The organism is Companilactobacillus bobalius, from assembly GCF_009764355.1.
In genome coordinates this window covers 242,292-259,050 of sequence record NZ_LNUA01000077.1, presented here as the reverse complement: position 1 = coordinate 259,050, position 16,759 = coordinate 242,292, and the positions used below count along the sequence as shown (strand labels likewise).

28 protein-coding genes are annotated in these 16,759 nt (G+C 38.3%); 2 read left to right on the top strand and 26 right to left on the bottom strand.

The window, feature by feature from the left end:
• Positions 1-13: 13 nt before the first annotated feature.
• Genes secY through rpsJ form a run of 22 tightly spaced genes read right to left on the bottom strand, consistent with a single transcriptional unit; the run spans position 14 to position 10,361 of the window.
• The gene (secY, locus tag ATN92_RS17680; RefSeq protein WP_025084425.1) at positions 14-1,306 is read right to left on the bottom strand and encodes a preprotein translocase subunit SecY; all 1,293 of its coding nucleotides are present in this window, start codon (positions 1,304-1,306) and stop codon (positions 14-16) included.
• On the bottom strand, positions 1,306-1,746 hold the full coding sequence (rplO, locus tag ATN92_RS17675) for a 50S ribosomal protein L15 (RefSeq protein WP_025084424.1): 441 nt from the start codon (positions 1,744-1,746) through the stop codon (positions 1,306-1,308). Before rplO ends, secY begins: the two co-directional genes overlap by 1 nt.
• Positions 1,747-1,776: 30 nt before the next feature.
• On the bottom strand, positions 1,777-1,962 hold the full coding sequence (rpmD, locus tag ATN92_RS17670) for a 50S ribosomal protein L30 (RefSeq protein WP_025084423.1): 186 nt from the start codon (positions 1,960-1,962) through the stop codon (positions 1,777-1,779).
• A 17-nt stretch (positions 1,963-1,979) separates the two neighbouring features.
• Positions 1,980-2,480 carry a 30S ribosomal protein S5 gene (gene rpsE / locus ATN92_RS17665; protein ID WP_054642450.1) on the bottom strand — a complete coding sequence of 167 codons (501 nt, stop codon included), beginning with the start codon at positions 2,478-2,480 and terminating at the stop codon, positions 1,980-1,982.
• An 18-nt stretch (positions 2,481-2,498) separates the two neighbouring features.
• The gene (rplR, locus tag ATN92_RS17660; protein ID WP_034543770.1) at positions 2,499-2,864 is read right to left on the bottom strand and encodes a 50S ribosomal protein L18; all 366 of its coding nucleotides are present in this window, start codon (positions 2,862-2,864) and stop codon (positions 2,499-2,501) included.
• Positions 2,865-2,880: 16 nt separating this feature from the next.
• Positions 2,881-3,411, bottom strand: coding sequence for a 50S ribosomal protein L6 (gene rplF, locus ATN92_RS17655; RefSeq protein ID WP_056954422.1), 531 nt, complete (start codon positions 3,409-3,411; stop codon positions 2,881-2,883).
• 30 nt (positions 3,412-3,441) lie between these two features.
• The gene (rpsH, locus tag ATN92_RS17650; RefSeq protein ID WP_054642448.1) at positions 3,442-3,840 is read right to left on the bottom strand and encodes a 30S ribosomal protein S8; all 399 of its coding nucleotides are present in this window, start codon (positions 3,838-3,840) and stop codon (positions 3,442-3,444) included.
• Positions 3,841-3,869: 29 nt separating this feature from the next.
• A complete protein-coding gene (locus tag ATN92_RS17645; protein ID WP_010018530.1) occupies positions 3,870-4,055 on the bottom strand; it encodes a type Z 30S ribosomal protein S14 in 186 nt (61 codons plus the stop codon).
• Between the two features lie 17 nt (positions 4,056-4,072).
• The gene (rplE, locus tag ATN92_RS17640; protein WP_025084419.1) at positions 4,073-4,615 is read right to left on the bottom strand and encodes a 50S ribosomal protein L5; all 543 of its coding nucleotides are present in this window, start codon (positions 4,613-4,615) and stop codon (positions 4,073-4,075) included.
• 16 nt (positions 4,616-4,631) lie between these two features.
• Positions 4,632-4,874, bottom strand: coding sequence for a 50S ribosomal protein L24 (rplX, locus tag ATN92_RS17635; protein ID WP_056954421.1), 243 nt, complete (start codon positions 4,872-4,874; stop codon positions 4,632-4,634).
• Positions 4,875-4,906: 32 nt separating this feature from the next.
• Positions 4,907-5,275 (bottom strand): 50S ribosomal protein L14, encoded by a 369-nt coding sequence (gene rplN, locus ATN92_RS17630; protein WP_025084417.1) that lies wholly within the window; start codon positions 5,273-5,275, stop codon positions 4,907-4,909.
• Between the two features lie 29 nt (positions 5,276-5,304).
• Positions 5,305-5,577: a 30S ribosomal protein S17 gene (gene rpsQ, locus ATN92_RS17625; protein ID WP_025084416.1), complete on the bottom strand. Its 273-nt coding sequence runs from the start codon at positions 5,575-5,577 to the stop codon at positions 5,305-5,307.
• Between the two features lie 22 nt (positions 5,578-5,599).
• The gene (rpmC, locus tag ATN92_RS17620) at positions 5,600-5,794 is read right to left on the bottom strand and encodes a 50S ribosomal protein L29 (protein WP_010018524.1); all 195 of its coding nucleotides are present in this window, start codon (positions 5,792-5,794) and stop codon (positions 5,600-5,602) included.
• A complete protein-coding gene (rplP, locus tag ATN92_RS17615; protein WP_025084415.1) occupies positions 5,784-6,215 on the bottom strand; it encodes a 50S ribosomal protein L16 in 432 nt (143 codons plus the stop codon). The genes rpmC and rplP overlap by 11 nt, the downstream gene beginning before the upstream one ends.
• A gap of 3 nt (positions 6,216-6,218) precedes the next feature.
• Positions 6,219-6,893, bottom strand: a complete 675-nt coding sequence (rpsC, locus tag ATN92_RS17610) for a 30S ribosomal protein S3 (protein ID WP_056954420.1) — start codon at positions 6,891-6,893, stop codon at positions 6,219-6,221.
• 17 nt (positions 6,894-6,910) lie between these two features.
• Positions 6,911-7,264, bottom strand: coding sequence for a 50S ribosomal protein L22 (rplV, locus tag ATN92_RS17605; RefSeq protein ID WP_010018520.1), 354 nt, complete (start codon positions 7,262-7,264; stop codon positions 6,911-6,913).
• A gap of 17 nt (positions 7,265-7,281) precedes the next feature.
• Entirely contained in the window at positions 7,282-7,569 is a 288-nt protein-coding gene (gene rpsS, locus ATN92_RS17600; RefSeq protein WP_025084413.1) for a 30S ribosomal protein S19, read from the bottom strand.
• Between the two features lie 34 nt (positions 7,570-7,603).
• Positions 7,604-8,437 carry a 50S ribosomal protein L2 gene (gene rplB, locus ATN92_RS17595; RefSeq protein WP_056954419.1) on the bottom strand — a complete coding sequence of 278 codons (834 nt, stop codon included), beginning with the start codon at positions 8,435-8,437 and terminating at the stop codon, positions 7,604-7,606.
• 16 nt (positions 8,438-8,453) lie between these two features.
• Positions 8,454-8,744: a 50S ribosomal protein L23 gene (gene rplW, locus ATN92_RS17590; protein WP_025084411.1), complete on the bottom strand. Its 291-nt coding sequence runs from the start codon at positions 8,742-8,744 to the stop codon at positions 8,454-8,456.
• On the bottom strand, positions 8,744-9,367 hold the full coding sequence (gene rplD / locus ATN92_RS17585; RefSeq protein WP_025084410.1) for a 50S ribosomal protein L4: 624 nt from the start codon (positions 9,365-9,367) through the stop codon (positions 8,744-8,746). The genes rplW and rplD overlap by 1 nt, the downstream gene beginning before the upstream one ends.
• Positions 9,368-9,385: 18 nt before the next feature.
• Positions 9,386-10,021: a 50S ribosomal protein L3 gene (gene rplC / locus ATN92_RS17580; RefSeq protein ID WP_056954418.1), complete on the bottom strand. Its 636-nt coding sequence runs from the start codon at positions 10,019-10,021 to the stop codon at positions 9,386-9,388.
• A gap of 31 nt (positions 10,022-10,052) precedes the next feature.
• Entirely contained in the window at positions 10,053-10,361 is a 309-nt protein-coding gene (gene rpsJ, locus ATN92_RS17575; protein ID WP_025084408.1) for a 30S ribosomal protein S10, read from the bottom strand.
• A 284-nt stretch (positions 10,362-10,645) separates the two neighbouring features.
• Between rpsJ and ATN92_RS17570 the strand changes: the two genes are divergently transcribed.
• The gene (locus tag ATN92_RS17570; protein WP_056954417.1) at positions 10,646-11,845 is read left to right on the top strand and encodes a CPBP family intramembrane glutamic endopeptidase; all 1,200 of its coding nucleotides are present in this window, start codon (positions 10,646-10,648) and stop codon (positions 11,843-11,845) included.
• 64 nt (positions 11,846-11,909) lie between these two features.
• Here the strand turns inward: ATN92_RS17570 and fusA are convergent, their stop codons facing one another.
• Genes fusA through rpsL form a run of 3 tightly spaced genes read right to left on the bottom strand, consistent with a single transcriptional unit; the run spans position 11,910 to position 14,988 of the window.
• Positions 11,910-14,009 carry an elongation factor G gene (gene fusA, locus ATN92_RS17565; RefSeq protein ID WP_056954416.1) on the bottom strand — a complete coding sequence of 700 codons (2,100 nt, stop codon included), beginning with the start codon at positions 14,007-14,009 and terminating at the stop codon, positions 11,910-11,912.
• A gap of 47 nt (positions 14,010-14,056) precedes the next feature.
• A complete protein-coding gene (gene rpsG, locus ATN92_RS17560) occupies positions 14,057-14,524 on the bottom strand; it encodes a 30S ribosomal protein S7 (protein ID WP_010018510.1) in 468 nt (155 codons plus the stop codon).
• 50 nt (positions 14,525-14,574) lie between these two features.
• Positions 14,575-14,988, bottom strand: a complete 414-nt coding sequence (gene rpsL, locus ATN92_RS17555; protein WP_025084405.1) for a 30S ribosomal protein S12 — start codon at positions 14,986-14,988, stop codon at positions 14,575-14,577.
• A gap of 230 nt (positions 14,989-15,218) precedes the next feature.
• On the opposite strand from rpsL, the gene ATN92_RS17550 reads away from it, so the two are divergent.
• Positions 15,219-15,881 (top strand): prepilin peptidase, encoded by a 663-nt coding sequence (locus ATN92_RS17550; RefSeq protein WP_056954414.1) that lies wholly within the window; start codon positions 15,219-15,221, stop codon positions 15,879-15,881.
• On the opposite strand, the gene ATN92_RS17545 is transcribed toward ATN92_RS17550, so the two are convergent.
• Complete coding sequence (locus ATN92_RS17545; RefSeq protein WP_056954413.1) at positions 15,871-16,689, bottom strand: alpha/beta hydrolase; 819 nt, start codon at positions 16,687-16,689, stop codon at positions 15,871-15,873. The two genes, ATN92_RS17550 and ATN92_RS17545, sit on opposite strands and share 11 nt — an antisense overlap.
• Between the last annotated feature and the right edge of the window lie 70 nt (positions 16,690-16,759).

Here is a 16,759-nt window from a genome sequence, read left to right as displayed (position 1 = left end):
GTAACATCTCCAATTATCTAATAAATCCAACGTATTCACGTTTCATCAAAAGACCACGTAATTGACGATCCATTTCCAAAGCAACACCAACGATAATCAATAAACTTGTACCACCTAATCCGATGGATTGAGGTAAATTGAATAAGTTAGCGGCTAGCAATGGAAGTAATGAAACCAAACCTAGGAACATAGCTCCGACGGTTGATAATTTCATTAATACACCTGACATGAACTTGATTGTTTCATTACCAGGCCAAATACCAGGGATATAAGCCCCTTGTTTTTGTAGGTTTTCTGCAAGCTTTTCAGGATTTACTTGAACAAATGCATAGAAGAATGTAAACAATACAATCAACAATGTATAGAGAAGAGAACCTGTTGTAGTCTGCATACTGAATATTTCTGTTAATACTTGATACCATTGATCTCCACTATGACTTTGGAACGCCATCAAAATTGTTTGAGGCGTAACAATGAATGAACTAGCGAAGATAACAGGAATAACACCAGCAACGTTAACCTTCAATGGTAGGAAACTTTCGCTACCACTACCAGCAGCACGTCTTGTATATTGAATAGGAATTCTTCTACTTGCTTGTTGAACATATGTAACAAATTGCACAACAATCAAGATGATGATCACAAGACCAACGAGGAATGCAATATTCTTTGCAAGATCTGCTGAACTGGAATTAGTAATATAATCACGATAAATTTCTTTAATTCCACTAGGGAATCTAGCAATAATACCAGCGAAGATAATTACTGAAACTCCATTACCTAGACCTTTATCAGTGATTTGCTCACCGATCCATGTAAGAAGCATCGTACCACCAGTTAAGATGATACCAATTGTAACGAAAGCTCTTATATTAGGAGATTTAACTAATCCTAAACCACTTAAAGTGTTAAAACCGGCTGTTATACCGATTGACTGAACAAAACCTAAAACAATCGTCAAATATCTCGTTACTTGATTTAACTTTCTACGGCCAACTTCACCTTGTTTACTCCACTCAACAAATTTAGGAACAATGTCCATTTGTAAAAGTTGAACAACAATTTGAGCCGTAATGAATGGTGAAACACCCATCGAGAAAATAGAGTAGTTTGAAAGACCACCACCGGTTACAGTATCCAATAGGGGAACTAACCCTGTAGAACCGACTTTATCCATTGCGGCGGCATTAACACCGGGCACTGTAATTTGTGATCCCAAACGATATATAACAAGTAACATCAAGGTAAATAGGATCTTTTTACGTATCTCCTTTACCTTTAGAGCATCTCTGATAGTTCCAAGCATTAGATCACCTCTACAGTGCCACCAGCGGCTTCGATTGCTTTAGTAGCTGCGGCAGAAGCCTTAGCAACTTTAACAGTTAACTTAGCGCTAACCTCACCGTTAGCAAGCAACTTAACACCATTAAATTCTTTTTTAACGATTCCGGCTGCCTTCAATGTTTCAACATTTACTTCAGCACCATCGTTAAACTTACTTAGATCACTTAGGTTAACAATAGCATATTCTTTACGGTTGATGTTATTGAAACCACGTTTTGGCATACGACGGAATAAAGGCATTTGTCCACCTTCAAAACCGATACGTGTCTTACCACCTGATCTAGCCAATTGACCTTTTTGACCACGACCAGCAGTTTTACCTGTACCACTTGAAGTACCACGACCTAGACGCTTTCTAGCATGTCTTGAGCCTGCACTTGGCTTAAGTTCGTTTAGTTCCATTATTGCACCTCCTAATCTTTGAATATTTTATTAATCTTTAACTTCTTCAACGCTAACTAAATGAGCGATTTTTAATACAGCACCACGAATAGCAGGATCATCCGGCTTAACAACAGAACTTGAAACTCTTGCGAGTCCTAGTTCCTTAACAATCTTACGTTGAGCAGGAAGGCGGTGAGCTGCACTTCTAATTAGAGTAATTTTAAGTTTAGCCATTATTACGCACCTTTCTTCTAGTTAAGCAATTCTTGGGCTGAGATGCCGCGCATGTCAGCAACGCTTTCAGCAGTTTTAAGTTGTTTTAATCCTTCGATTGTTGCACGAATTACGTTAATTGGTGTATTTCTACCAAGTGATTTACTTGTAACATCACCAACACCGGCTAATTCGATAACGGCACGAACAGCACCACCAGCAGCAATACCTGAACCTTCTTCAGCAGGCTTCAACATGATCTTACCAGCACCGAAAGTACCGATTACTTCATGAGGAATTGTTGAACCAACCATAGGAACGTTGATAAGGTTCTTTTTAGCATCTTCAACAGCTTTACGAATAGCTTCTGGAACTTCTTGAGCTTTACCAGTACCGAAACCTACGTGACCATTTTTGTCACCAACGATTACGATAGCAGCGAAACGTAGACGGCGTCCACCTTTAACAACCTTAGTAACACGGTTGATTGAGACAACGCGATCTTCTAATTCTAATTGAGATGGATCGATATATGTCATAAATTTGGTTTCCTCCTTCTAGAATTTTAGTCCATTTTCACGAGCTGCTTCAGCAAGACTTTGAACACGTCCGTGATATAAGTAACCACCACGATCAAAGATTACGTTGCTAATTTTAGCTTCTTGAGCTCTTTGTGCTACTAAAGCACCAACAGCTTCAGCTTGTTCAACTTTTGAACCGTCTTTAATGTCTTTATCAAGAGTTGAGGCACTTGCTAGCGTTACACCCTTTACGTCATCAATAATTTGAGCGTAAATGTTTTTATTCGAACGGAATACGTTTAAGCGTGGGCGCTCAGCAGTACCAGAGATTTTTGCACGGATACGTTTTTGACGCTTTTGACGTGCTTTGTTTTTGTCTGGTTTTGTAATCACAATTTTCACCTCATAGATTTATTTACTATTTACCAGTTTTACCTTCTTTACGACGTACATATTCGCCAACATAACGAATACCTTTACCTTTATAAGGTTCTGGAGAACGTACATCGCGGATTTCAGCAGCAAATTGACCAACCTTTTGCTTTGAAATACCTAAAACGTTGATTTCTGTGTTAGAAGGTGATTCCAACTTGATACCTTTTGGTGCATCCATAACAACTGGATGTGAATATCCAACTGTAAGTGTTAGTGTGTCACCTTTAACTTGTGCACGGTAACCAACACCTCTTAGTTCAAGTTTCTTTTCATAGCCTTCTGTAACACCAATAATCATGTTGTTAAGGTTTGAACGCATTGTTCCATGAAGAGCTTTGTCATTTTCGCTTTCACGTGTGAACTTAGCTTCGTTACCTTCAATAGTCAACTTGATTTTTGAATTGAATGCTCTTGTTAATTCACCCTTAGGGCCTTTAACTGTGATGTTTTCATCTTTTTGAGTAACTGTTACTCCTGCGGGAATTTCAATTACTTTATAACCGATACGACTCAAATTAGTGCACCTCCTTACTTTTTAAGATTATTACCAGATATAAGCGATTACTTCTCCACCCACGTGTTGTGCGCGAGCTTCTTTGTCAGTAATAACACCTTTTGAAGTTGAAAGAATAGCGATACCTAGACCGTTAAGAACCTTAGGTACGTTATCTGAATCAACATAACTACGTAGACCTGGTCTTGAAATACGTTTCAAGCCTGAAATTACGCGTTGTTGATCTTTACCATACTTTAAGAAAATACGAAGTACATTTTGCTTGTTGTCTTCAACAACTTCGTAATCCTTGATAAATCCTTCTTTTTTAAGAATCTCTGTCATGCTCTTCTTGATGTTTGAAGCAGGAATTTCTAGAGATTCATGTTTAACCATATTAGCGTTACGAATACGTGTTAGGTAATCCGCAATAGGATCTGTCATGACCATTTAATTTACCTCCTTTATTAATTAAAATCTTACCAGCTAGCTTTTTTCATACCAGGGATTTGACCTTCATGAGCCAATTGACGAAGGCAAAGTCGGCAAAGCTTGAACTTACGATATACAGAATGTGGACGACCACAGCGTTCGCAACGTGTATAAGCTTGAGAAGAGAACTTTGCGGGTCTATGATTACGTACGATTTGAGATTTCTTAGCCAATGAATTTACCTCCTAAATTATTTTGTGAATGGCATACCGATTTGTGTTAATAGTTCACGTGATTCTTCATCAGTATTTGCTGTTGTAACAATAACGATGTCCAATCCACGAATTTTATTAACCTTATCGTAGTCAATTTCTGGGAAAACCAATTGTTCTTTAATACCTAGTGTGTAATTACCACGACCATCAAATGAACGAGTACTTACACCACGGAAATCACGAACACGTGGCAAAGCAATGTTGATTAGTTTGTCAAGGAAGTCATACATACGGTCACCACGAAGTGTAACCTTAGCACCGATTGACATACCTTCACGAAGTCTGAAACCAGCGATTGATTTCTTAGCCTTTGTGATTAATGGCTTTTGACCAGCAATTAGGCCAAGTTCTTCAACGGCTTCGTCTAGGTTCTTTGAGTTAGCAATAGCATCACCAACACCCATGTTTAGAACGATCTTGTCTAATTTTGGTGCTTCCATGATTGATGAGTAGTTGAACTTCTTCATCATTGATGGTGTGATGTCATTAACATACTTTTCTTTTAAAGCGTTAACCATTTAGTTTTCTCCTTTCTTATTTATCTTCTTTATCAGTTGTTTTACTTACAACTTTAACGTTAGTTGCGCTAATAGGTCTTTCAACGTCAACAATTCCACCTTGGGGTTGAGCGTTGCTTGGCTTAGAGTGTTTCTTGACAACGTTAACGCCTTCGATGATTACTTTGTTAGCAGAAGGGATAGCCTTTTTAACTACACCTGTCTTGCCTTTAGCATCACCAGCAATAACTTTGACATTGTCTCCAGTTTTTACAAACACTATTCAGCACCTCCTGAATTTAATTGTTCTTTTTATAGCACTTCTGGTGCTAGAGATACGATCTTCATAAAATCGTTATCACGTAGTTCACGAGCAACGGGTCCGAAGATACGTGTTCCTCTAGGTGTTTTATCAGCATTAATAATAACTGCGGCATTTTCATCAAATCTGATGTAAGAACCATCTGTACGGTGAGCACCTGATACAGTTCTTACGATAACAGCTTTAACAACGTCACCCTTTTTAACAACGCCACCTGGTGTTGCTTGTTTGACAGTAGCAACAATAATATCACCAATATTAGCTGTCTTACGGTTTGAACCACCAAGAACTTTAATAGTTAGAATTTCACGGGCTCCAGAATTATCTGCAACTTTTAAACGACTCTCTTGTTGAATCACGTTTTGGCCCTCCTCTCATCAGTTATGGTCTAGATTTTGACTGCTTTTTCGACGATTTCTAATAAACGGAAGCGCTTTGTCTTTGACAAAGGTCGAGTTTCCATGATACGTACAATATCGTTAACTTTAGCTTCGTTGTTATCGTCTTGAACGTAATATTTCTTAGAATATCTAACACGCTTGCCGTAGACAGGGTGTGTTTTGTAAGTTTCAACAACAACAACGATTGTCTTATCCATTTTATCTGAAACGACGCGTCCTTGATATACTTTACGATGGTTACGAGTTTGTGTTTCGCTCAACTTGATATCCCCTTCCTGTTTATTATTTTTCGTTATTCTTTTGATTTTGAGCTGTTCTTAATCTTGCGATGTTCTTTCTTACGGCCTTAAGACGGGCTGTGTTTTCCAATTGACCAGTAGCTTGTTGGAAACGCAAGTTGAATAGTTCTTCTTTGTATTCTTTAACTTTATCTTGTAATTGAGCAGCAGTAAGCTCTTTGATTTCACTAGCCTTCATCAGCGCCACCTACTTCCTCACGTTTTACAAACTTAGTTCTAACGGGTAGTTTGTTTGATGCAAGTCTAAGAGCTTCACGAGCAACTTCTTCAGATACTCCACCGATTTCGAAGAGAACCTTTTCACGTTTAACTGGAGCTACCCAACCTGCAGGTGCACCTTTACCAGAACCCATACGAACTCCGACACCTTTAGCTGTGTATGATTTGTGAGGGAAGATTTTAATCCAAACCTTACCACCACGCTTCATGTAACGAGTCATAGCAACACGAGCTGCTTCGATCTGTCTATTAGTGATCCAGCTTGATTGTAATGCTTTCAAACCATATTCACCAAATGTAACTTCTTTACCACCTTTAGCTTCTCCGCGCATCTTTCCACGGAATTCACGACGGTGTTTTACACGTTTTGGTACTAGCATAGATTATTCTCCTTTCCCTTCAGTTTTTTGATCATTATGTTGTGGCTTAGCTGGAAGAATTTCACCACGATAAATCCAAGTTTTAACACCTAAATTACCATAAGTTGTCTTAGCTTCAACCCAAGCATAATCGATATCAGCACGCAATGTGTGCAAAGGAACAGTTCCTTCTGTATGCCATTCACGACGAGCCATATCGGCACCGTTTAAACGACCAGAAATTTGTACCTTGATACCTTTAGCACCGGCACGTCTTGAACGTTGAACTGCTTGACGTTGTGCACGTCTGAAAGCAATACGAGCTTCAAGTTGACGAGCGATACTTTCACCAACAAGTTTTGCATCCAAATCAGGTTTCTTGATTTCGATGATGTTGATGTGAATGTTTCTCTTAGTTAAATTATTTAGTTCATTACGTAATTTTTCAACTTCAGAACCACCCTTACCGATAACCATACCAGGTTTAGCGGTATGAATTGAAACTGTAACGTTCTTTGCAGTACGTTCGATTTCGATTCTTGAAACGGAAGCATTTGAAAGTTTGTCTTCAATATACTTACGAATTCTAAGGTCTTCATGTAAAAATGTTGAAAAGTCTTTATTGTTTGCATACCATTTGGCATCCCAGTCACGGATAACACCGACACGGAATCCGACTGGATTAATCTTTTGACCCACTCAAGTTACCTCCAATACTATTCTTTTTCACTTACTACAACTGTAATGTGACTTGTTCTCTTGTTAATTGGTGATGCTGAACCTTTAGCTCTAGGACGGAAACGTTTTAGAGTTGGTCCTTCGTCAACGAAAGCTTCACTGACGAATAGGTTTTGTGCATCTAAATCAAAGTTATGTTCTGCGTTTGCAATTGCTGACTTAAGAGCTTTAGCAATAATTGGAGAGCCTGCTCTTGGTGTGAATTGCAAAATTGCAAGTGCCTCAGCAGCATTTTTGCCTCTGATTAGATCAATAACAAGGCGAGCCTTACGAGGTGCAATACGCACGTTAGTAACTCTAGCTGTTGCAGATGTAATTTCTTGTTCTGCCATCATTTAAGTCTCCCTTCTTATTTCTTAGCTGGTGCTGTCTTTTTGTCATCAGTACCATGACCATGGAAAGTACGTGTAGGTACGAATTCGCCTAACTTATGTCCAACCATATCTTCTTGAATATAAACTGGAACATGCTTACGTCCATCATGAACTGCGATTGTGTATCCTACGAAACTAGGAAAAATTGTTGAACGTCTTGACCATGTCTTGATAACTGACTTCTTGTCAGAATCTGCTTGTGCATCGATCTTCTTTAGAAGGTGTGCATCAGCGAATGGTCCTTTTTTTAAACTACGACTCATCTTATGTCCTCCTTATATTATTCTAATGAATAGTTTACTTACCTTTTCTATGACGAATGATAAGTCTTTCAGATTTGGCATGTGATGAACGAGTCTTCTTACCCAAGGTCTTCTTACCCCATGGTGACATTGGTGATGGATGACCGATAGGAGCTTTACCTTCACCACCACCATGTGGGTGATCGTTAGGGTTCATAACTGAACCACGAACTGTAGGTCTCATACCTAACCAGCGCTTACGTCCAGCTTTACCAATCTTAATAAGTTCATGTTGTTCATTACCAATTGAACCAACAGTAGCACGGCAAGTTGAAAGAATCATACGAACTTCACCAGAAGGTAAACGTAATAGTGAATATTTACCATCTCTACCTAATAATTGAACTGAAGTACCAGCAGAACGGCCTAGTTGACCACCCTTACCAGGCTTTAATTCAACGTTGTGAATAACTGTACCAACAGGAATATCTGCAAGTGCAAGTGCATTACCTGGTTTGATATCAGCATCTTTACCAGATTCAACAATTTGCCCTACTTCAAGGCCCTTAGGAGCTAAAATATATGACTTAACACCATCTGAATAGTGAATTAGTGCAATATTAGCTGTACGATTTGGATCGTATTCAATAGATTTAACTGTAGCTTTAACACCGTCTTTGATACGTTTGAAATCAATAACACGGTATTTTTGTTTGTGTCCACCACCACGGTGACGAACTGTAATATGACCGTATGAGTTACGACCAGCAGTATGGCTTTGTGATTCTAGAAGTGTCTTTTCAGGAGTAGTTTTAGTAATCTCAGAAAAGTCAGAACCTGTCATATTACGACGACCGTTTGTGGTTGGTTTATACTTGATAATCGCCATTATTTGACCTCCTTATTTATTTCTCGTCTTCAAAAATCTTAATTTCATCAGAATCAGCAGTAAGTGTAACAATTGCCTTACGACGTTTGTTAGTAAAACCAACATAACGACCTTGGCGCTTCTTCTTACCAGAAACATTCATGATGTTTACTTGTTTAACCTTTACACCGAAAATTTCTTCAACGGCTTGTCTAACAAGAACCTTGTTAGCATCCAAAGCAACTTCGAAAGTATATTTCTTGTCGCTCATTGCATCCATTGAGCTTTCAGTGATAATAGGGCGAATAATTACGTCTCTTGCGCTCATTATCCAAGCACCTCCTCAATTTTAGAAAGTGCTGCTTGTGTAACAACTAACTTATTAGCGTTAATAACGTCAAGAACGTTAACACCTTCTGGTGCAACAACTTTAACTTTATCAATGTTTCTAGCTGATAAAGCAACGTTGTCGTTACCATCTTCAACAACTACAAGAGCTTTATTGTCAGCACCTACTTTGTTTAGTAATTGTGCGAAAGCTTTTGTACTTGGTTTGTCGTATGAAATTGAGTCAATAACGATTAGGTTACTGTCAGCAGCCTTTTGTGAAAGAACAGACTTCAATGCCAAACGGCTAACCTTCTTAGGAAGGTGATATGCATAAGATCTTGGTGTTGGGCCGAATACGACACCACCACCTACCCATTGAGGTGATCTAATTGAACCTTGACGAGCACGTCCAGTACCTTTTTGACGCCATGGTTTTCTACCACCACCACGAACCTCAGAACGGTTCTTAACATCATGAGTACCTTGTCTCATTGATGCACGTTGCATGATAACTGCATCTGTAACGACGTTGTTGTTTGGTTCAACACCAAAAACTTCATCCTTTACATCAACACTACCGTTTTCAGCACCGTTATCTTTGTAAGCTGTGATTTTTGTCATAACTCATTTTCCTCCTTCCTATTTTTGATTAGCTTTAACAGCTGTTTGGATTTTAACTAATGACTTGTTTGCACCGGGTACATTACCCTTGATCATAATTGCATTATGTTCAGTATCAACTTTGACGATTTCTAGGTTTTGTGTAGTAACACGGTTGTTACCCATACGTCCTGGAAGCATCTTACCCTTGAATACACGGTTAATGATAGCACCCATTGAACCAGGAATACGGTGATATCTAGAACCGTGAGTTTCAGGTCCTCTAGCTTGACCGAATCTCTTGATATTACCTTGCATTCCATGTCCCTTTGTTGTTCCTGTAACGTCGACAACATCACCAGAATTAAATGCTTCTACTGTAACTTCTGCACCTAATTCGTAGTCTCCCATTTCAACATCGCGGAATTCGCGAATGTAACGTTTAGGAGTTGTATTTGCCTTTTCTGCATGACCCTTGGCAGGTTTGTTTGATAATACTTCACGCATATCTCCCAAGCCTAGTTGAACGGCCTCATAACCATCATTTTCAACTGTTTTAAGTTGCATAACAACGTTAGGTGTTGCTTCAACAACTGTAACGGGAACTAATTCACCGTTGTCAGTAAAAATTTGAGTCATTCCGACTTTTTTACCAAGAATTCCTTTTCTGGCCATGTTTGCACCTCCAATAATTTATTTTTAATAATTATAATTTGATTTCAATGTCAACACCAGATGGTAGATCCAACTTCATAAGTGAATCAACCGTCTTCTTTGTTGGGTTAACAACGTCGATAAGTCTTTTATGTGTACGCATTTCGAATTGCTCTCTAGAATCCTTATGCTTATGTGGTGAAGCTAACACTGTATATAGTGAACGCTCTGTTGGCAAAGGAATTGGTCCTGAAATTGTTGCACCAGTTCTTTTTGCAGTTTCCACAATCTTGTCAGCTGATTGATCTAGAATACGATGTTCGTAAGCCTTTAAGCGAATGCGAATTTTTTGACTTGCCATGGGGTTACCTCCTTTTTGTCTCTTTCAAGATGACCGGCTCCGTGAAAATATCCGCCAGCCCTGCCGTGGCAAAGCGGCCGGGTGTGTCGCAACCTCTCACTTCTAAACCGTCGATATTATTTATAATATCTATTTAAGTACATACTTCTCCGCGAAATAAGCACTCTTATAATACTACACGATGAACTCCACATTTTCAAGTTAAATCAAGGATTTTTTCAAATTAAAGTAGCTTTCTAAAAAAGTCAATTTAATCTATACTCTAATAAAAGTGGAGGTGTATATTGGACGATTACGAATTTAGATATAATAACAGGTTTCAACAAAATAATAAAGACAAACTTTATCTATATTTATTCCGTGGTCAGGTTATTCTGAATACGATTATCATATTCACCTACAGTGCCTTGACTCAGAATCTTTATCTATTCATTCCGATTTTTTTAAATCTTTTAGCGTTAAAGGTTAAATTGCTCCCGACTAATTTTTCAGAACGATTTAATTTTGTCTTTCAGCTCTTTTTTCAAGCATTCATAATTGCAGAATCATACTTCTACTTAATAAGTTTCAGTACTCGCTATTATGATTGGAACTTACCTAGCTCGATTGGTTTATTGCTGGTTTCCATACTGGCAATGTACATTCCTTATACGGTTATTTTCTTCACTCCATTTAGGAACAAGATATTACAGTTATTACTAGCGACTTTTGCTTTCGCTGTAATTGCCATGGGAACTGTTAGCATTGTCACTTATGGAACTATTCTTGGTTTCAATCCTTTTATTAGTATCGTAACTGACTCCAGATTTCTTGGAACACTTGTTTTTCTAATAATGGTTTTGATAATGATGCGGAAGTGGGGTTATTCTTACCCCCACATGCGATTAGACCGTCGTACCAATTGGAAAGTGTTAATCTTTCTACTATTATTATGTGTCTGGTTTACGATGTGGAATGCATTTGGTGGTGGTAAAAGTTTGGTCAGTTCACTTTATACGTTTAACTTCAAAGGTGCTAATTTTAACATCCGTTATCTTTTAAGTGGATTAGAGGCAGGAATTGCTGAAGAGCTTTTATTCCGTTACGTTTTTCTAAGCGTACTATTGGCTGCTTTTAAAAATTTCCGTTTTAAAATATTTTATGCAGCTATCCTAAGCAGTCTATGTTTTGGGATCATTCATTTAAGTAATGTCTCTGCTGGTCAAAGTTTAGCCAATACGATTGATCAAGTCATCTTTGCCTCTGGTATGGGATTACTAATGTGTGGTATTTACCTATACACTAACCTCTTCTATCTTCCGGTTATCTTTCATACATTATTAGACACTCTTGCTTTTACTACATCAGGTGAAATGATGTCTGGTAAAGTTACTAGCGTTGATGCTCTATTCACTATTGTAGAAACAATTATTTTTGCATTCATCGCCGTAAGTTTACTAATTTCAGTTTATCGTCGAGATCGAACTCAAAGTTTCAGATTTTAATTAATGCACAAAAAAAAGCACAATAACAAATGTTATTGTGCTTTTTAGTTTTATTCACTAATTATTAGTCAGCGTCAGGGTTTCCGCCATTCTTCTTGATAATATCAGCTTGAATAGACTTAGGAACCTTTTCGTAGTGATCCATTGTCATTGTAAATGTACCACGACCTTGTGTTGCTGAACGAAGTGTTGTAGCGTAACCAAACATTTCTGCAAGTGGAACAAAGGCATTGATAAGTTGTGCATTACCACGTGCTTCCATTCCTTCAACACGTCCACGACGAGCAGTAACTTGTCCCATAACATCACCTAAGTATGATTCTGGTGTAACAATTTCAACCTTCATAATAGGTTCAAGAATTACGGCACCAGCAGTCTTAGATGCGTTACGTAGAGACATTGAAGCGGCAATCTTGAAGGCAGCTTCAGATGAATCGACTTCGTGGTATGAACCATCATACAACTTAGCCTTAACATCGATCAATGGATAACCGGCAAGAACACCGTTTTCCATAGCTTCTTTCAATCCTTGTTCTACTGAAGGGATGTATTCACGAGGAACAACACCACCGACGATAGCATCTTCGAATTCGAAGCCTTTACCTTCTTCATTAGGTGTGAATTCAACCCAAACATCACCATATTGACCTTTACCACCAGATTGACGAACGAACTTACCTTGAGCACTTGTTTGTTGTGTAAATGTTTCACGGTAAGCAACTTGAGGTTCACCAACCTTACATGCAACGTTAAATTCACGTTTCATACGGTCAACCATGATATCCAAGTGCAATTCACCCATTCCGGCGATAAGAGTTTCACCAGTTTCAGGATTTGTTTCAGCTTGGAATGTAGGATCTTCTTCAGATAGTTTTTGGATGGCAATATCCATCTTATCTCTATCTTCCTTTGAGTTAGGTTCGATAGAAACTTGGATAACTGGATCTGGAATATCCAATGATTCAAGAATCAATGGATCTGAAGGATCAGTTAGAGAATCACCAGTTGTAGTATTCTTCAAACCGATAACAGCAGCGATATCACCTGAGAATACTTCTGGGATTTCCTTACGGTGGTTAGAATGCATTTGTAGCAAACGACCAACACGTTCACGTTTGTCTTTTGTTGAGTTCAAGACATAAGAACCAGATTCTAGAGAACCTCTGTATACACGAATGTATGTCAAACGACCAACGAATGGGTCAGTAGCGATCTTAAATGCTAAACCAGCAAATGGCTTGCTGTCATCAGCCATAAGTTCAACTTCTGAATCATCCTTAGGATTTGTAGCCTTGTAAGGACGTACATCAAGTGGTGATGGTAGATAGTCAACAACGGCATCCATCAACATTTGAACACCCTTATTCTTGAAGGCAGAACCTGCAAGAACTGGGAAGTACTTCAAGTTGATTGTTGCTTTACGGATAGCTGAGCGAAGTTCATCATTACTGATTTCTTCACCTTCAAGATACTTCTCCATGATGTCATCATCAACATCAGCAACTGATTCAACTAATTCAGCACGTCTCTTTTCAGCTTCAGCACGATATTCTTCAGGAACATCAACTGTATCCCATTTTGTACCTAATTCATCTTCGTCATAAAGGTCGGCTTTCATTTCGATCAAGTCGATAACACCTTCGAATTTGTCTTCGGCACCAATAGGCATTTGAATAGCATGTGCGTTAGCATCTAGTCTTTCATGCAATGTTTCTACAGAGTAATCAAAGTTAGCACCGATTTTATCCATCTTGTTAACAAAGACGATTCTTGGAACACCGTATGTTGAGGCTTGACGCCAAACATTTTCTGTTTGTGGTTCAACACCTGATTGAGCATCAAGAACTGTAATAGCACCATCTAGAACACGGAGTGAACGTTCAACTTCGATTGTGAAGTCAACGTGTCCTGGAGTATCAATAATATTGATACGGTTGTTCTTCCATTCAGCAGTTGTAGCAGCTGATGTGATAGTAATACCACGTTCTTGTTCTTGAGCCATCCAGTCCATTTGTGAAGCACCATCATGTGTTTCACCAATTTTATGGATCTTACCAGTATAGTACAAGATACGTTCAGTAGTTGTAGTTTTACCGGCATCGATGTGGGCCATGATACCAATGTTACGGGTATCTTCTAGTGGAAATTCACGTTTATTAGCCATGAATAATTGTTTCTCCTCTCAAATTAACTAGTTTATGTAACTAGATCCTACCAGCGATAGTGAGCGAATGCACGGTTAGCATCGGCCATCTTATGTGTATCTTCACGTTTCTTAACAGCTGCACCAGTATTGTTTGCTGCATCCATAATTTCATTAGCTAGACGTTCGTCCATTGTGTGTTCACCACGTAGACGTGCATAGCTTGTGATCCAACGAAGTCCAAGAGTTGTACGACGATCTGGACGAACTTCGATAGGAATTTGATAGTTAGAACCACCGATACGGCGAGCCTTAACTTCAAGTACAGGCATAACATTGTTCATTGCTTCTTCAAACACGTCCAATGGTTCGTTACCTGTCTTATCCTTAATAATATCGAATGCACGATATAAAATTGTTGAAGCAGTACCTCTTTTACCATCATACATCAAGTGGTTAATCAAACGAGTTACTAGCTTTGAGTTGTACATTGGATCTGGCAAAACATCACGTTTTGGAGCTCTACCTTTACGCATAAAAAATTCCTCCGTTATTACATTATTTCATTAAGAATGATTATTTATTGTTATTTCTTAGGCTTCTTAGCACCATATTTTGAACGACTTTGCATACGTCCATCAACACCGGCTGTATCTAAGGCACCACGAACAACGTGATAACGAACACCAGGTAGATCCTTTACACGTCCACCACGGACAAGGACAACACTATGCTCTTGTAGGTTGTGGCCAATACCAGGGATATATGCTGTTACTTCAATAAGGTTTGATAATCTAACACGGGCATACTTACGTAAAGCTGAGTTAGGTTTCTTAGGTGTCATTGTTCCGACACGAGTTGCAACACCACGTTTTTGTGGGGCTGGGTTCTTTGTAGCAACTTTCTTCATACTATTGTAGCCAAAGTTCAATGCAGGAGCATCTGATTTAGATACTGTTGACTTACGGCCTTTGCGAACTAATTGATTAATTGTAGGCATTCAAAGTTCCTCCTAAAAATTTAAGTACACACATCCAGGTGGTTCATAATTTTGTAAAATAATAAACCACGTTAGTGGCGTACGTTATGAGCTTATATTTAAATAAACAAACTATTATTGCTGCCAATAAAAGCACGTCTATTAGAATACCATCTATAAAAAGCCATGTCAACGTAATCCCGCAAAAGTTATCCACAATTTTCCCGTAATTTAAAACGAGGTGATTAAAAATGGAACTTTTTTTACAAGTAACTGTCTTTATTCTAGGAGCTTGCATTATCTCCTTTCTAAAAGTAATCGCACAAGATTATCCAAATATCAGCTGCACCAGACGTTCAAGATGTGATTACTGTCACAGAATTCTACAGTGGTATGAAATCATCCCTATAGCGGGTTATTTCATAGTTCATGGTAAATGCTCTAACTGTAAAAATCAAATTGATTTATTTAACCCACTCCAAGAATTCATTGGAGGTATCTTTCTTCTATTAACAGTACAATTTGGCACACTAAATTATCTACCATTATTTTTAATGCTAATTATTCTAAGCTTTAGTGATGCCTTTTATGGCTACATCTACCCCATCTTCTACTTACTGGCTTTGCCAACAGTTATTTGGCACTTTTCCACAATCCATCTTCTAACGGCGGTTATTATCTACCTATCCTTACTACTTTTAAACAATCATTCTTTGATTGGTTTAGGCGATATTGAAATTCTGGCATTATTGGCGCTTATCTTTGATCTAAGTGATGTGCTGAGAATAACTATACTTGCCTGCCTATTATGTATTATTCAATTTCTTTTCAATAAAAAAAGATCATATAGATTTATCCCCTATCTCACTGTTTCAACAGGCATATTCTATCTGATCTTTGTAATTAGAACTTAGGCAAAATTTCTTGGAGCTTCATCCAGTTCACACATAATTCCCACCATTTAGCATCATAAACATTGTAGTCTCCACCATCTGGATGTTTTGTCACATATGTTGAAAGTGATAATCCGTGACCACCTGAACCAAAAAGATGCATTTCATAAGGAATTTCTAGAAGATCCATTTTTTGTGCATAAATAATTGAATTCATAACTGGGACTGTATCATCAGTCACCGTTTGCCAAATGAATGTTGGTTTACCATGCTTAGTTAGATGTTCTTGTGCTTGCCAGTAATAGATATCCGGACTAATCTTCATTGACCATTCTTCATCTTTAGGCCAACCAAGTGTCATATCAATAACTGAATATCCTAATATATTAGCAGATGGTTCTACTTCTAAATCATCTGTAAAAATCTTCTTACGTTCATCCGGATTTAACATAATTGAATTAAAGCTAGCTACTACATGTCCACCAGCGGAAAAGCCAACTAATACAACTTTGTTCAAATCAATATGATGACTCTCACTTTGTGTCTTCAACCAGTTTAATGTTGTTGCCATCTCTTGCAAGGCCAAAGGATAAACAGCTTTGCCATCCTCAATCAATTGATAATGTAAAACTAAAGCGTGCATTCCCGCTGCATTGAATTTCATGGCAATTGGTTGTGCTTCGCGGTCCGACTGAAATTTAAATGCACCACCTGGACAAATAATCGCCAATGGTTGATCAACCGGTTCATCAAAATCGGAAATGGGGTCCAACCAATAGGTATCTAAAGTAAACTTGCTATCTTCATAAGATAATTCTTGTTTTTGCAAAATACATACCCTCCCAAATTTTCTATCAATAACATCATTATACAAAAAAAGACGACCTCATCGGCCGTCT